The 15,396-nt window shown below is 38.5% G+C and carries 16 protein-coding genes; 6 read left to right on the top strand and 10 right to left on the bottom strand.

Annotated features, from left to right (window positions below; all coding sequences use genetic code 11):
* Positions 1 to 43: 43 nt before the first annotated feature.
* The 3 genes from rplT to nth all read right to left on the bottom strand — a co-directional run bounded on the left by rplT (position 44) and on the right by nth (position 1,623).
* The gene (gene rplT / locus NMK50_RS10240; RefSeq protein ID WP_254770379.1) at positions 44 to 445 is read right to left on the bottom strand and encodes a 50S ribosomal protein L20; all 402 of its coding nucleotides are present in this window, start codon (positions 443 to 445) and stop codon (positions 44 to 46) included.
* A 33-nt stretch (positions 446 to 478) separates the two neighbouring features.
* The gene (rpmI, locus tag NMK50_RS10235) at positions 479 to 682 is read right to left on the bottom strand and encodes a 50S ribosomal protein L35 (protein ID WP_254770378.1); all 204 of its coding nucleotides are present in this window, start codon (positions 680 to 682) and stop codon (positions 479 to 481) included.
* Between the two features lie 191 nt (positions 683 to 873).
* On the bottom strand, positions 874 to 1,623 hold the full coding sequence (gene nth, locus NMK50_RS10230; protein ID WP_254770377.1) for an endonuclease III: 750 nt from the start codon (positions 1,621 to 1,623) through the stop codon (positions 874 to 876).
* Between the two features lie 118 nt (positions 1,624 to 1,741).
* Here nth and NMK50_RS10225 point away from each other — a divergent pair, with 118 nt between their 5' ends.
* A complete protein-coding gene (locus NMK50_RS10225) occupies positions 1,742 to 2,170 on the top strand; it encodes an Hsp20 family protein (protein ID WP_254770376.1) in 429 nt (142 codons plus the stop codon).
* A 29-nt stretch (positions 2,171 to 2,199) separates the two neighbouring features.
* A complete protein-coding gene (locus NMK50_RS10220) occupies positions 2,200 to 2,451 on the top strand; it encodes a BQ00720 family protein (RefSeq protein WP_254770375.1) in 252 nt (83 codons plus the stop codon).
* Between the two features lie 854 nt (positions 2,452 to 3,305).
* On the opposite strand, the gene NMK50_RS10215 is transcribed toward NMK50_RS10220, so the two are convergent.
* Positions 3,306 to 3,893 carry a transglycosylase SLT domain-containing protein gene (locus NMK50_RS10215; RefSeq protein ID WP_254770374.1) on the bottom strand — a complete coding sequence of 196 codons (588 nt, stop codon included), beginning with the start codon at positions 3,891 to 3,893 and terminating at the stop codon, positions 3,306 to 3,308.
* 353 nt (positions 3,894 to 4,246) lie between these two features.
* Complete coding sequence (locus tag NMK50_RS10210; RefSeq protein WP_254770373.1) at positions 4,247 to 5,431, bottom strand: DNA recombination protein RmuC; 1,185 nt, start codon at positions 5,429 to 5,431, stop codon at positions 4,247 to 4,249.
* Positions 5,432 to 5,521: 90 nt separating this feature from the next.
* Here NMK50_RS10210 and def point away from each other — a divergent pair, with 90 nt between their 5' ends.
* Genes def through truA form a run of 3 tightly spaced genes read left to right on the top strand, consistent with a single transcriptional unit; the run spans position 5,522 to position 7,726 of the window.
* Positions 5,522 to 6,052, top strand: coding sequence for a peptide deformylase (gene def, locus NMK50_RS10205; RefSeq protein ID WP_254770372.1), 531 nt, complete (start codon positions 5,522 to 5,524; stop codon positions 6,050 to 6,052).
* Positions 6,052 to 6,981, top strand: coding sequence for a methionyl-tRNA formyltransferase (gene fmt, locus NMK50_RS10200; protein WP_254770371.1), 930 nt, complete (start codon positions 6,052 to 6,054; stop codon positions 6,979 to 6,981). Before def ends, fmt begins: the two co-directional genes overlap by 1 nt.
* Before the next feature lies 1 nt (position 6,982).
* Positions 6,983 to 7,726, top strand: a complete 744-nt coding sequence (gene truA, locus NMK50_RS10195; protein ID WP_254770370.1) for a tRNA pseudouridine(38-40) synthase TruA — start codon at positions 6,983 to 6,985, stop codon at positions 7,724 to 7,726.
* 33 nt (positions 7,727 to 7,759) lie between these two features.
* Here truA and NMK50_RS10190 read toward each other — a convergent pair whose 3' ends face one another.
* Positions 7,760 to 8,623 carry an LOG family protein gene (locus tag NMK50_RS10190; protein WP_254770369.1) on the bottom strand — a complete coding sequence of 288 codons (864 nt, stop codon included), beginning with the start codon at positions 8,621 to 8,623 and terminating at the stop codon, positions 7,760 to 7,762.
* A 106-nt stretch (positions 8,624 to 8,729) separates the two neighbouring features.
* Here NMK50_RS10190 and dapD point away from each other — a divergent pair, with 106 nt between their 5' ends.
* The gene (gene dapD / locus NMK50_RS10185) at positions 8,730 to 9,578 is read left to right on the top strand and encodes a 2,3,4,5-tetrahydropyridine-2,6-dicarboxylate N-succinyltransferase (RefSeq protein WP_254770368.1); all 849 of its coding nucleotides are present in this window, start codon (positions 8,730 to 8,732) and stop codon (positions 9,576 to 9,578) included.
* Positions 9,579 to 9,641: 63 nt separating this feature from the next.
* On the opposite strand, the gene lepA is transcribed toward dapD, so the two are convergent.
* From lepA to argB, 4 genes are all read right to left on the bottom strand, one after another.
* Positions 9,642 to 11,447 (bottom strand): translation elongation factor 4, encoded by a 1,806-nt coding sequence (gene lepA, locus NMK50_RS10180; protein ID WP_254770367.1) that lies wholly within the window; start codon positions 11,445 to 11,447, stop codon positions 9,642 to 9,644.
* Positions 11,448 to 11,701: 254 nt separating this feature from the next.
* Positions 11,702 to 11,854 (bottom strand): hypothetical protein, encoded by a 153-nt coding sequence (locus tag NMK50_RS10540; protein ID WP_309486016.1) that lies wholly within the window; start codon positions 11,852 to 11,854, stop codon positions 11,702 to 11,704.
* Between the two features lie 1,260 nt (positions 11,855 to 13,114).
* Complete coding sequence (locus NMK50_RS10170; RefSeq protein WP_254770366.1) at positions 13,115 to 14,029, bottom strand: DMT family transporter; 915 nt, start codon at positions 14,027 to 14,029, stop codon at positions 13,115 to 13,117.
* A 31-nt stretch (positions 14,030 to 14,060) separates the two neighbouring features.
* The gene (gene argB / locus NMK50_RS10165) at positions 14,061 to 14,966 is read right to left on the bottom strand and encodes an acetylglutamate kinase (RefSeq protein ID WP_254770365.1); all 906 of its coding nucleotides are present in this window, start codon (positions 14,964 to 14,966) and stop codon (positions 14,061 to 14,063) included.
* Between the last annotated feature and the right edge of the window lie 430 nt (positions 14,967 to 15,396).

Here is a 15,396-nt window from a genome sequence, read left to right as displayed (position 1 = left end):
CGGGATCCCGAATAAATGAATGCTTTAAGAGAACACGACTGGCTTACTTGACAGCACTCTCAAAAGCATTAGGTGTTGTGTGTTTCAAATATTCTAAAGCCTTCTTTGCCGAAGCAACTAAAGCAGAAAATGCCGCTTCTTCATGAATTGCTATATCTGAAAGAACCTTACGATCAACTTCAATACCCGCTTTCGATAAACCATCAATAAAGCGTCCATATGTTAAGCCTTCTGCCCGTACAGCGGCATTAATTCTCTGAATCCATAAAGCACGGAAAGTCCGCTTTCTATTTTTGCGATCACGATACGCGTACTGCTTGGAACGATCAACGGCTGCTTTCGCTGCACGAATAGTATTTTTACGCCGGCCGTAAAAACCTTCAGCCTGTTTAAGAACTTTTTTGTGTTTCGCGTGTGCTGTCACACCTCTTTTTACACGTGCCATGTCATATTCTCCTCAAAATCAAAAGCGTAAGGTCTATAAACCATTTGGCAAATAATGCTGAATAACTTTTTGAGCATCTTGTTCACATAAAACCATCGTTCCACGCGCATCACGAATGAATTTATTCGAACGCTTAATCATACCATGGCGCTTACCGGCAGCTGCTACTTTAACTTTGCCTGACGCAGTGATTTTAAACCGCTTTTTAGCGGATGATTTGGTCTTCATCTTGGGCATTTTGCTACTCCATACATTTTATATACTCAATTGAATTTCTTTATTCTTATTCAATTCGTATTCATTTAAATCGATTTATTGATTCAAGCGGACCAACACTTGAAAAAGCTTTTAAGCAGCCACGGCATGCCCTGCCGGGCGGCTTCAACAGCGTTTTCATAAGCTAGTATAGACAAAATAGCAAGAGTGTATCAAAAAAAAATCGGTGCTCCATTTCCTTGAACTTCAACCAAAGGTGCTGGAATAGCATTTGTTTTGATGGCAGCTTTACACAAATCAGCAATAATGCATTGCCTACAGTTTGCTTTACGCGCTTGGCAAATATAACGCCCATGTAAAATGAGCCAATGATGCGCATGGCGAAGATAACGCACCGGTATAATCTTTAAAAACTTTTCTTCAACAATTTCTGGTGTTTTGCCGGGCGCTAAACCAAGACGGTTGCCAAGACGAAAAATATGTGTATCTACCGCTAGTGTAGACTGACCAAAAGCAACATTCAAAATAACATTCGCCGTTTTGCGCCCTACTCCAGGAAGAGCCATAAGGGCTTCACGACTGTTAGGCACCTGACCATCATATTGATCCATTAAAAAACAGCAAAGTGCATAAACATTGCGTGCTTTTGCACGCCAAAGACCAATGGTACGAATATGACGTGCAATCTCTTCTTCTCCCAATGCAATCATTTTTTCCGGTTGATCTGCAAGATGAAATAATTTTTTTGTTGCTTTATTAACACTGGTGTCTGTTGCTTGAGCTGACAATACAACTGCAACCAAAAGCGTAAAAGCATTGGTATAGATAAGATCACTCTTAGGTATTGGGCGTTGAACAGAAAAACGGCGAAAAATTTCCTCAATTTCCTCTTCCTCATACAATATTCCAGAAATTTCAGAAGATTTTTGCGTCTTTGACAATTTACGCGTTCTTTGAATCATTGAACTCTCTTATCTTCTCTCTTGAAGTTATCGTCTACGCTTGCCATATGAGAGAAATGCAGCAAACACTTTTTATAGAGTTTGGTCAAATAAAGCCGCTTTGAAGAGGAAATTCACAATGACACATGTGACGCCTTTCTCCAATCCCTTTCTTTTAGGATTTGAAACGATAGAAAAAACGTTGCGACGCCTTGGTAAAGCCGATGAGACTTATCCAGCTTATAATATCGAACGTTTACATAAAAACGATGATGCAAATCACATACGTATAACTCTCGCTGTTGCTGGATTTAAAGTTGATAACCTTAATATCTTGCTCGACGACAATCAATTGATCATTCATGGTAAGCAAACAGACAATCAAAACCATCAATATTTATATCATGGAATAGCAGCACGTCAATTCCAACGTACTTTTGTTCTTGCAGAGGGAATGCACGTTACAAATGCTGAGTTGAAAAATGGTCTCTTATCAATTAATCTACATCAACCAAAAGTAAAAAAACAAACAAAGCAGATTCCAATCGGAGTCAGTGATAGTAAGTAGTAAAAATTAAAGCGTAAAGGAATAGTGAAATGGGAGAACACAAACAAAACTTTTTGTTGCAAGATACTACCCATTTTGATGCGGGGCAGATTGCTTATTTAAAAAAGGTTTGTACGGATGATTTGGCGAAAAACTTTCCAGATCTTCCACCAATGACTCCAGGCATTACAATATGGGCTCTCTTTGGTGAAACAGGTTATCCGATTATTTTGTCTGATGAGCGCTCTATTGCTCTTGCAGGTGCTAATGAACATGAATTGCAAATTGTAACTCTACACTAACCTGTTTTATGAAGAGCAAATGAAATATCTTGATAGACCTTTTCAGTCTTGAACCAATAAAGCATGGCTATAGGTCTTTTTGTAAATAAGATAAGTTTTTCTATAAATAAATTGAAAGAAAATCTTTTTAATTTTAAGAGTATCACTCTTCGTAAAATTTCGTAAAATAAAGCGTTGTCATAAACATGAGCACTGCCATAAAAATATCATCGCGCTTAAATTTACACTCTTCCACTCCATAGCATTATTTTTTAAGCAAGCGATGTCTCTTTCTTTTTCATACAAAGTATACTTTTACTAGGAAAGATTTTTACTAAACGGAGCTCTTTGTAATATTTCAGTCTAGCTTTTATTCGTAACGGAGTCCATTACTCTTACGAAGATATAAATGATAATTTTTTATGTTATTTTGCTTGCTCCATTGATAAAGTTAGTAACGATGATGATTGTAATGTGTGTATGAATGCATATACATTTCGTTATGGTTCTACTATAAGGCCTACTGGATAACCAGTATTTAAAGTTATACATGGTGTACATAACGACAATAATAGAATTAAATAGAAAAATTTTGGTGTTATAGAAACATTAGCCCCCTCTGCCTAGTTTTGATCTTTGTAACGGTATTTCTTTTATAATGAACTTTTTAACTTTTGATATTGCTTCTTTCTTTAATTTTAATAAAGATCTTGAGACAAGCCCTGTCCATAATGTTCTCAAATGCATTACAAAAAAGGCTTTGGGTTGTTTCGATATCTTCAATGTTGCAAGCTAAAAATCATACCTCCTTATAAATAATCCTGTATTCCTATTGATTTTAAAACGCGCACACTCTTTTATTGAGAATATTTCTTTTAACGCCATCCACATACCCTTAATTGCTGCTCATAATTTCTAGAAAGGCTTGCCATACGCTGTGCCGCTTGTGAAAGTGCTGTAGAGACATAACCTCTACTGCGTGCATAAGCACCATGACCCATATGATAATTTAAATAAAGGTTATAGGCATCATTAAATCTCACACCATTGTGTTGAACCGTTTGGCGATGATACCAAGCAACAAAATCAGCAGCATCCGCAAAATTGGTACGCCATGCAAAAGATCTTCCTGTGGAACGCAGATACATTGCCCAAGTACTATCAAGCGCTTGCGAATAGCCATATGCTGTTGACCGGCGTTTCCACGGAATAAAACCAAAAAGTTTGGTGCGTGAAGGGCGTGCATTGTGACGAAAATTTGACTCTATCTTAATGGTTGCAAGAATGATAGGCATCGGAATTCCATAGCGCATTTCTGCGCGTTTAGAAGCCTTGCCCCAATTATCAAAAAAACCATTTTTTTGAGCTAAAATGGCGCAAGCATTGTTTGTATACAGGGGGCGGCTTGTTGTGCATCCCTCCAGAAAGAACACCAATGCTCCTAACAACAAAAGGTGTCGCATCTTTTCTATTCCTCTCATTGGGAAATAAAACATGCTATAGATAGCAAAAAAAGGTTACCAACCAATAAAGAACCCTTATCTATAATACAATGCATTGATTTATAAAGATAATTTATCATTTTACATGTTGAATGAAACCCCAGAATATTATAAGATTCTCTCATCTTAAATCCCCTTATTTGAATCAATCAAAACTATGTTTCTGCACGTCATAAGCGGTGCTGTCGTGTGGGTAAAAACTCTAAAGAAAGGAGTAAAAACGCCTTTAATGAATCGTCTAAATACCAAGAGTTGTCGCAACATTGGGGGACAGTAAAGAGTATGGATGGTACGGCTTGTTACAAAAGCGCACTTTATTCTTCATCAACCAAATGCAATGTTTGGGACTGAACAGGAGAAGGCATTTGCTTTGACCCTGAATCTTGCTCTTTTAATTCAAAAGTTTCAATACGATTAGCCCGTTTCATAATTTTGGAGGATGATATTAAAATCCCTTCAATATCTTCACCTGCTTTGGAAAAATGTTTCTGTAAAGCACGCACACGTGTATCCATTCGTCCAAAATCTTCCATTAATTTCACTACTTCTGACTGAATCAAATGCGCTTGTTCACGCATCCGCGCATCTTTCATTATGGTTTGGACAACCTGAACAGATAACATCAACAAAGATGGCGAAACAATAATCACATGTAATCGATTGGCTTTTTGTACCAATGGCTCAAAATCTTCATAGATTGTTGCAAAAATGGATTCTGATGGCACAAAGAGAAAAGCCGTATCATGCGTTTCTCCAGGAATTAAATATTTCTGCGCAATATCGCGAATATGAACGTCCATGTCAGTGCGAAATTGGCGTTCTGCTTCCTGACGCTCTTGAGCTGATGCGGCTTTACGCATGGCATTCCAAGCTTCCAGAGGGAATTTAGCATCAACAACAAGAGAAGGTGCCTTATGAGGCATATGAATGAGACAGTCTGGACGTTTCCCATTGGAGAGAACGGCTTGAAAAACATAGGAATTTGCTGGTAGAGCATCGGCAATAATTGCTTCCATCCTCCCCTGACCAAAAGTGCCTCGCGTTTGCTTATTGCTTAAAATAGCTTGCAACTGAACAACTTGTCCCGTAAGTGATTGAATGTTATTTTGTGCCGCATCAATTACTGCTAAACGCTCTTGTAAACGGTTCAAATTTTCATAGGTAGATTTCGTTTGTACCTGAAGAGTTTGACCCAAATTGGTAGTCATTCCATTGAGTTGTTCGCTTATAGATTTATTTAATTCAGCTTGTCTTTGACCAAAAATTTCTGCCATAGTCTGCATCCGGCCTTGCATTTCAGCCTGTGTTTTCAACAATATGTCCATCTGTATCTGTGCCTCACGAGCACGTTTAGCAATTTCACTTTCCAAAAGCGCCTTTTTTCGATGAGAATGTATCAACATAAAAAAGATGAAGCAAACAAGTACAAATAAAAGTACAATTATCCCTTGAGCAAAAGACTCACCAAAGAGCATAAAAGAAGATAACGAATCAGACATAAAAGGTAATATAACGCTCTTATCGTAAAAAAGCGCAAGAATCTGTTATTCTATATTGACCCACAACAAACCATTGATTAATCTACGCTTATGCCAATTAAACCTTTAGTTACTTTACCTGATCCGATTTTATGGGAAGTGTCCAAGCCTGTCGGGCATATTGATTCCGCTCTCCAGAGGCTTGCTGATGATATGCTGGAGACTATGTATCATGCCAAAGGCGTTGGTCTTGCTGCTATTCAGATTGGCATACCACTGCGTATGTTGGTTATAGATGTTTCTGGAAATGAGACCAAAAAAAATCCGCTTGTTATTATAAACCCTGAAATTTTATGGTTTTCAGATGAACGCAGTATTTATAAAGAAGGTTGCCTTTCCATCCCTGAGTATTATGCGGAAGTTGAACGTCCCAAACACTTGCGTGTTCGCTATCAAGATTATGAAGGAAAACAAACAGAAATTGAAGCAGATGATCTCTTGGCTACTTGTTTACAGCACGAAATTGATCATTTGAATGGCTGTCTTTTTATTGATCATATTTCGAAGCTTAAACGTGATATGGTGATACGAAAATTTAAAAAGCGCGCAAAAGAAAAAAAGATAGAGGAAGCACTTTTGTAATGGCATTACGCTTAAGTTTTATGGGAACACCTGATTTTTCTGTTCCCATCTTGTATGCTTTGTTGAATGCCGGTCATGATGTTGCTGCTGTTTATAGCCAACCTCCTCGGCCAGCAGGGCGTCGTGGTCTTAAACTTATTCCCTCAGCTGTTCAAAATGCAGCACAAGCAAGATCTATTCCTGTCTTCACACCTCAAACACTTAAAACAGACGAACAACAAGCGCAATTTGCCGCACTTTCTGTTGATGCTGCTGTTGTTGTTGCCTATGGACTCCTCCTACCGAAAGCTGTTCTTGAAGCACCCCGTTTTGGTTGTTTTAATGCCCATGCTTCACTCTTACCACGTTGGCGGGGTGCTGCACCTATTCAACGTGCCATTATGGCTGGTGATAAGGAAACAGGAATGATGATTATGAAAATGGATGAAGGACTTGATACTGGACCTATCGCTCTTTCCCACTCCATTCCTATCACCAATAATATGACGACCTTTGAACTTTCAAATGAACTTGCACAAATAGGCGCAAAACTGATGGTGGAGACACTATCCGCTCTTGAAAAAGGACAGCTTAAACTTACCCCACAATCAGAAAAAAATATAACCTATGCCTCCAAAATTAAAAAAGAAGAAACTCGCATTGATTGGACAAAGCCTGCAGAACTTATTCATAGACATATCCGCGCACTTTCCCCCTCTCCTGGTTGCTGGTGTAATATGAAGATTGGTGGAAAAGAAGAACGCGTCAAAATTCTTGGCAGTCGTTTAACGACAGGTCCTTCTCTTGAAATTGGTCGGATAGAACCTGATTCTTTGATTATCCATTGTGGACAGGGGCGTCTTGAAATAACCCATCTACAAAGATCTGGTGGTAGGATCCTTGAGAGCGTAACATTTTTGCGAGGCGCTCATATTTCTACTGTTTTTTAATATGCCCCGTTTTAAACTTACCCTTGAATATGATGGCTCAAATTATGCTGGTTGGCAACGCCAAGCCGAACTTCCTACCATACAAAGTGCCATTGAGCAGGCTGTTTTTCACTTCTCTGGACAACAATTAACCATTACGACAGCAGGTCGAACTGATGCAGGTGTACACGCTACAGGACAAGTTGCACATGTTGATTTTGAAAAAAACTGGTACACACATACTGTACGCGATGCACTCAATGCTCATTTACAAAAACAGGGGGAAAATATTTCAGTCTTGAATGTACAAAACGTTCCTGATAGCTTTGATGCACGATTTTCTGCTGTAAAACGCCATTATCTTTTTAAAATTCTCAATCGCCGCTCTCCACCAGCTCTCCATGCTAAACGCGTGTGGTGGTTGCCAAAACCGCTTAATGCTGAAGCGATGCATGAAGCTGCACAGAAACTTGTAGGACGACACGATTTTACCACTTTTCGCTCAGCACATTGTCAAGCAAAAAGCCCTATTCGCACTCTTGAACGCCTCGATGTTCAAAGGGAAGGAGAGGAGATTCTTCTCTATGCGCAGGCGCGGTCTTTTCTTCATCATCAAATTCGTTCATTTGCTGGAAGTCTCATGGAAGTTGGTGTTGGACGCTGGACAGTCAGTGATCTTGAAGCAGCCCTTCATGCTAAAGATCGCACACGTTGTGGTGTCGTCGCACCACCTTCAGGACTCTATTTGACACAAGTTGACTATTAACTCCCCTTTAAAAATCATTTCTCCTAAAAGTAGCTAGGAAAGCTGATAAAAGACACGAATTTGTTCAAAAGCTTCTGCTGCTGTATCAACAAATGTTATAAGTGTGAGATCTGAAGGAGAAATTGTACCTTGCGCAGATAAATAATCAAAATTGATCACATTGTTCCAAAACTCTTTTCCAAAGAGCAAAATCGGAACCTTTTTCATACGTTTTGTTTGCATTAAAGTGAGCGTCTCAAACAACTCATCCAGAGTGCCAAAGCCCCCAGGGAAAAAAACTAATGCCTTGGCACGCATTAAAAAATGCATTTTGCGCATTCCCAAATAATGAAAATTAAAACATAAATGCGGTGTCACATAAGGATTAGGGGATTGTTCATGGGGTAACATAACATTTAAACCAATTGTTGGCGCACCAACGTCAAAAGCACCACGATTTCCTGCTTCCATTACCCCTGAACCTCCCCCTGTAACAACCACAAATTCACGATATTCAGTTGTAGCAGAGTAGCATGAGCACAAACGTGCAAATCCCTTTGCTTCATTGTAATAATGCGACATAGCGTGCAAGTTCTTCTTTTGTGTTGCATTTTTTGCTGCCCATGCTTCTTGCCCAGGCTCAGGAATACGCGCTCCACCAAATAACACAACGGTTGATTGAATATCACATTCTTGGAGTGTTATTTCTGGTTTTAAAAACTCAAAACCAATACGTTGTGAACGTAATTCAGGACGCATCATAAACTCTTGGTCAAGATAAGCTAAACGATAAGCAGGTGAACAGATTTGCGCTGAATTAGAAACTTTATGTCCCTGTTGGAGAGCATCCTTCGCATGAAAAAATGAACAGCAACTGTTTTTTTCTTCTTTTCTTTTTGCTTTATCGTCTTTTTTCATACATCTGTCCTATTTCTTTATCGTTTTATTGACTGAAAACATTTCTTCGCGTAGGTCATAGATAATAAATCTTGAAGCTTTCAACTTGTTTAACGGAACTGTGATCATGACTCATCTTACACAACTTGAAATGGTTATTGAAAAAGCATTTGAAGAGCGCAATTCGATCCATACCACGACAAAGGGGGAAATCCGCGAGAGTGTCGACCATGTATTAAACCTTCTCGATAAAGGTGAGATCCGTGTTGCACAACGTCGAGAGAATGGGCAATGGCATGTTCATCAATGGTTAAAAAAAGCTGTTCTTCTCTCTTTTCGACTCAAACCTATGCACCTTATTGCTGGTGGAATAAATAAAACATATTGGTGGGATAAAGTCCCTTCAAAATTTTCTGGTTGGCAAGAAGCTGAGTTTAAAAAAGCTGATTTTCGTTGTGTTCCTGGAGCAATTGTCCGTCATTCTGCCTACATTGCTCCCAATGTTATCTTAATGCCATCCTTTGTCAATCTTGGTGCCTTTGTCGATGAAGGGACAATGGTTGACACGTGGACTACCGTTGGCTCTTGTGCACAAATTGGCAAACATGTTCATCTTTCCGGTGGTGTTGGAATTGGAGGGGTTTTGGAACCACTGCAAGCAAACCCAACCATTATTGAAGATCATTGCTTTATCGGCGCACGATCTGAAATCGTTGAAGGCTGTATTGTCCGTGAAGGAGCCGTTTTAGGAATGGGGGTCTTTATTGGAAAATCTACAAAAGTTATTGACCGTAACACAGGTGAAGTTTTTATAGGTGAGGTCCCAGCCTACTGTGTCGTCGTTCCAGGCTCTCTTCCTGGAAAACCACTCCCAAATGGTGAAGCAGGTCCAAATCTTTATTGCGCTGTTATAGTAAAACGTGTTGATCAAAAAACACGAGAAAAAACATCTATTAATGATCTTTTGCGTGATTAAAAAACATTTCTGAAAATCTTAACCAATCAACGCAAAAGCGCAATTAATGAAGAAGAATACTCTTTATTTACTCATTTTGAGCGCTTGAATAAAAGCTGATTGAGGGATTTCTACTTTTCCGAATTGGCGCATTCGCTTTTTGCCCTCTTTTTGTTTTTCTAAAAGTTTACGTTTGCGCGTTACATCCCCGCCATAACATTTAGCTGTCACATCTTTACGCAATGCACGAATTGTCTCACGCGCAATGATTTTACCACCAATCGCTGCTTGAACTGGAATCTGAAACATATGCTGAGGAATAAGGTCTTTTAGTTTTTCGCACAGTGAACGCCCACGCTTTTCTGCAATCGTGCGGTGCACAAGCATCGACAATGCATCAATGGCTTCTCCATTTACCAAAATAGACATTTTAACCAAATCACCCTCGGCATAATCCTTCATTTGATAATCAAAAGAAGCATATCCCTTCGAGATTGATTTTAAACGATCATAAAAATCAAAAACAACTTCATTCAACGGCAAATCATATGTCACCATGGCACGTGTACCAACATAGGATAAACTCACTTGCACCCCCCGCCGTTCTTGGCAAAGTTCTAAAATGGAACCAAGATAGTTATCAGGAGTCATTATTGTTGCCTGAATCCATGGTTCTTCGATAGAAGAAATTTTAACAACATCAGGCATATCTGCTGGATTATGCAATTCTTTGACAGAACCATCATTCATATTCATGCGATATACAACCGAAGGTGCTGTCGCGATTAAATCTAAATTAAACTCGCGTTCTAATCGCTCTTGAATAATTTCGAGATGAAGAAGCCCTAAAAAACCACAACGAAAGCCAAATCCTAAAGCCGCTGATGTTTCCATTTCAAAGGAAAAGCTTGCATCATTTAAACGTAATTTTCCCATGGCTGCGCGTAAATCATCAAAATCAGCAGCATCAATGGGAAAAAGTCCACAAAAGACAACCGGTTGCGCAGGCTTAAAACCCGGTAGTGCCTCTTCACAAGGACGGCGCTCTTCTGTAATGGTATCACCAACTCGTGTATCCGCAACCTCTTTGATAGAGGCTGTTATAAAACCAATTTCTCCAGGCCCTAATTCATCCATCTGAATCATTTTGGGCGTAAAAACCCCAACCCGCTCAACGGGATATTTTGCTCCTGTACCCATCATACGAATGGTTTGGCCTTTTTTCAAAACACCATCAATCACCCGCACCAAAACGATAACGCCAAGGTAACTATCATACCAACTATCAACCAACATTGCCTTTAATGGCTTGTTAACATCACCAATATGCGGAGGGAGCAATTGTGTAACAATTGCTTCCAAAACATCAGGAACACCCAAACCCGTTTTTGCAGATATCTCTACGGCTTGAGAAGTATCGATGCCTATCACATCCTCAATTTGTTCTTTAACACGCTCAGGTTCTGCTGCTGGAAGATCAACCTTATTGAGCACAACAACCAATTCATGAGAGTTATCAATAGCTTGATAAACATTTGCCAACGTTTGTGCCTCTACACCTTGGCTTGCATCTACAACCAAAAGGGAACCTTCACAAGCGGCCAATGAACGTGAGACTTCATAAGCAAAATCAACATGTCCAGGGGTATCAATAAGATTTAAAATATACGTTTCACCATCTTTTGCTTTATAGTGCAAACGTACCGTCTGTGCCTTAATGGTAATTCCACGTTCACGTTCAATATCCATGGAATCGAGCACCTGCTCTTTCATCTCTCGTGTCTCAAGCCCCCCTGTCATTTGAATCAAACGATCAGCCAAAGTCGACTTTCCATGGTCAATGTGCGCCACTATAGAAAAATTACGGATATAATTACGATCTCTTTTCATAGGAGGCGATTTAGCAAAGAATAGCACAAAACGCAAAGACCAATTATGCCCCTTTGCAAACCTTTTAAAAAATACAAATAAAAAGAGCCTTTCCAAAAATGATATTCCATAATCTAAAAATGAGACTTTTGTTCGCTCACCAAGCCCATAAACGAAAACGAACGCCATACGGGCATGCTTTAAGTCCAGTCCCTCATAGATTGTGACAGGCAATTCATACTAAGGGACCACAATCGATTACAGAAAAAATCATTTCATGACAGCAAGTGCGCTTGTTTCAAAACTTCTAATGCTTCTAACGATAAGGGTATGCGAAACTCTGTTGTACCATCACAGAGATCTTTCATATTCTTAGCAGAAATGGTCAAAATATCACAACCAATCTGACTTTTTAAAATATAACGCAAAAGATTTGTACAAACGCCTGTAAAGATAAGAAACTACCAAACTAAGTAGATCATTGTTGTTGTTTCCAAAGTGATTTTATAAAAGCTGGTCTATCTTTCCAATTCATAGCAGGCATGTTTTTGACTTTATGGCATTGTTTTCCTAAAAACGCGCGCGCTTTCTCTGTTGCCTGTCAATCAACTTCCAGCTCCAATGTAGCAGCATGTTTGAGACAAATATTAAGGCGGTTTAGTGTTTTCTCTGTTGTTACAGCTTTTGTATGCGAATGGGAGCAAGCACATTGCATATATTGGTTTGTGTTATTTCTGAAACGGAGAAGCAACCTCACTTGAGGAGAATATAACATTGTAAAGGGAGAAACCAATTGCCAACCCTACCATCATTTTAAAATTCAGCTTTACGACTTTCGAAAGCATCCACAGCAATGTCTTTTAAATAACGGAGATTACGCATTTCTTCACGCTTTTGTTTGTCACGTCCTTTAATGAGATCACGAACTTCATGAAGAATGGAACACCTTTAGGTTGCACATTTAGAGCTTGGTTTAAAGAGATATCTCTTAAGGCACCAAAACCCTTTTCACGATACTACTCATGAAAGGTATATGGGTAAATCCATTGAGCACCACCATCTTTACGCTTGTGAAAGAGCAAGACGGCACCATTATACTCTTTACCAACCTCCAATAATACAACAGCCATCGCATTTAGCCAATTCATTAAAGGTGTTTTTACAGTTTCTTTAGAGTTTTTTTAATACACACGGTCATTCTACTTATAGATATGCAAGAGAAAGGTTTTGATTCATTCAATATAAGTAAAATTAAAACGAGAGAATCTTACGATATCTAGGAGCCTCATTTAATATGAATATATTATCTTTATAAATCAACGTGTTGCGAGACAAATGCAATACTAGTGATAAAACCACCCAAATGCTCTTCATTTTCTCCTATCCGTTGGTAATAATCACTTAATAATATGAGAAATGCATATATAATAGTTAAACTTGTGATTAAAATTTGCAAAAAATTCTGTTTCAATTTGCACACAATAAAAAACGATAGAAGCAGATTAATCTGCTTAACTCTTTAAATTTTCGAAATATATTCTTTTGCGCAAGACCTCCTGAAAAAGAGTCTCTTTCTAAAAGATTTCTTCTCTCTTCTTGCTTGAAAATAAAAGAGAACGCACTTCGTTTTGATGTAAAAATAATGAAAGTTCTTTAAATAAAAATACAATAAGAAAGATGAGACAAAGTTAATCTGTTTTCTTAATTACTTTATCTTTTTTACGCCATTGTGAAGGTTGTAATTCAGCCACGATGATTCCAATCAAGATGAGCGCTCCTCCCAATAAAGCTAAAGAGGATAAACGCTCACCAGCTAAACGCCCAACAATACCAGCCCATACCGGTTCTCCTGCATAAATAAGTGTTGCACGCGTAGGTGAAATAGACTTTTGTGCCCAATTCATTGCCAATTGAATGACAGCACTCATCAATGCCAATCCTGCACCAATACTCAGCCATATCCATGAAAACTCAGGAATTCTTTCCCCCACTAAGGGCATAAAAGAAAATGAAAAAAGACCACTAAAAAATAACTGTATAATCGTTATGCGTCGACTATCAACTTTGTTAGCAAAAATTCCGATGAGTATAACTTCTCCAGCAATTGCCAAAGCACCTAACAAAGTTAAAATTTCGCCCTTTGAAAAATCAAAACTCCCAGGCTTTTGTCCAGAAACAAGGATAAGACCAATAAAAGCAAAAACAATACCAATCCAACAAGCTAAACGGGGGGGCTTTTTAAAAACAATCCATTGCAGGATTGGAACTATCGGAACATAAAGTGCCGTAATAAAAGCAGACTGACTACTCATAATTGTTTGAAGCCCCATAGCTTGCAAACCATAACCAAAAAACATTCCTAAACCAATCGCCACCCCAGCAAAAACTTCATAAACAGTTATACCTTTCATAGAGCGCCAAAAAATTGCTCCACACATAAATGACGCAACCATAAGACGAAATCCAACAAAAAAGAGGGGACCACTATAGCGTACCGCAATGTGAGTCACTAAAAAGGTAATACCCCATAATATTGTCGCAGCAAATAACGCCAATTCCTGCTTGCTCAATAACGGACGTTTCAAATGTTCTCTATCAACCATGAAAGATTTTTGCCTCCAATTTTTCCACATCTTACGCGACAATAAGTGTTCCAACTCCTTGTTCGGTAAAGAGTTCTAGCAAGACAGAATGGGGGGTTTTACCATTTAAAATAACCACACCTTCTACACCATTTTGAAGAGCCTTTATACAAGTTTCTACTTTTGGAATCATTCCCCCTGAAATTGTCCCATCTTTGATGAAGTTTTCCGCTTCAGAAATAGTCAATTCTTTTAAAAGTTTACCCTGTTTATCCAAAACACCGGAAACATCGGTGAGAAATAAAAGGCGTTTAGCCTCTAATGCACCGGCAATAGCTCCAGCAAAAATATCAGCATTGATATTATAGGTTTTGCCATCGCGACCTGGAGCCACAGGAGCAAGAACTGGAATCATTTCAGAACATGCTAAAAGATCTAATAATGTGCGATCAATTTCAACAGGTTCACCAACAAATCCCAAGTCTAAAACACGTTCAATATGCGAAGCAGGATCAATGACAGTTTTATATGCCTTTTCAGCAAAAACCATATTGCCATCCTTGCCACACAATCCTATTGCCCATTCACCCTCAGCATTAATAAGAGCAACAATTTCCTTGTTTATGGAACCTGCTAAAACCATTTCAACCACTTCAACGATACGCTCATCGGTGACGCGTAAACCGTTTTCAAATCGTGATTCAATTCCCATTTTCATCAAAATTTCAGCAATTTGAGGTCCCCCACCGTGAACAACAACGGGGTTAATGCCTGATTGCTTTAATAAAGCAATATCACGTGCAAATGCTCGTCCCAAAGCAGCATTACCCATAGCGTGACCACCATATTTTACAACTACCGTTTTATTTTCATATTTTTGCATATAAGGTAGAGCAGACGATAAAAATGCTGCTTGTTTTTCAAAAATATCTACAACATCGCTATCAACATCATCCATCAAAAAGCCTCCTCATTACTTTTTATCCAATCTTCTTGGAATTTAGGGAAAGTGAAAAAATTTTAAAATACGTTTTACTCTATCTATCCCCCTGAAAAAAAATGCTTTTCTTTAAATGACCTCAAAATTTATAATAAGATGAGACAAAAACAGCTTTCTTAAAAAGAATTATCATCTAAAATCCAAATAAAATAGGTGTAAAAAATTTTACTGTTTCATAACCTCATCTATAAAACTTGAAAGCAAAATTCAGAATAATTTTTAAGCTACATTGTACATTTAACTTAATATTTTTACCCCAAAATGAAATTTTTAACAATGATAGAGATATATACAATCATTGATTTTATAAAGATGAAAATAAAATCAGTTATAATGATGAAATGAGGCATCATATCGCAAACATCGGAATGAATCAGCCATACATCCA

Origin of the sequence: Bartonella harrusi, assembly GCF_024297065.1 — a bacterium.
GTDB lineage: Bacteria > Pseudomonadota > Alphaproteobacteria > Rhizobiales > Rhizobiaceae > Bartonella > Bartonella harrusi.
The sequence above is the reverse complement of the archived record's forward strand: the minus strand, read 5'-3'. Positions and strand labels throughout refer to the sequence as shown.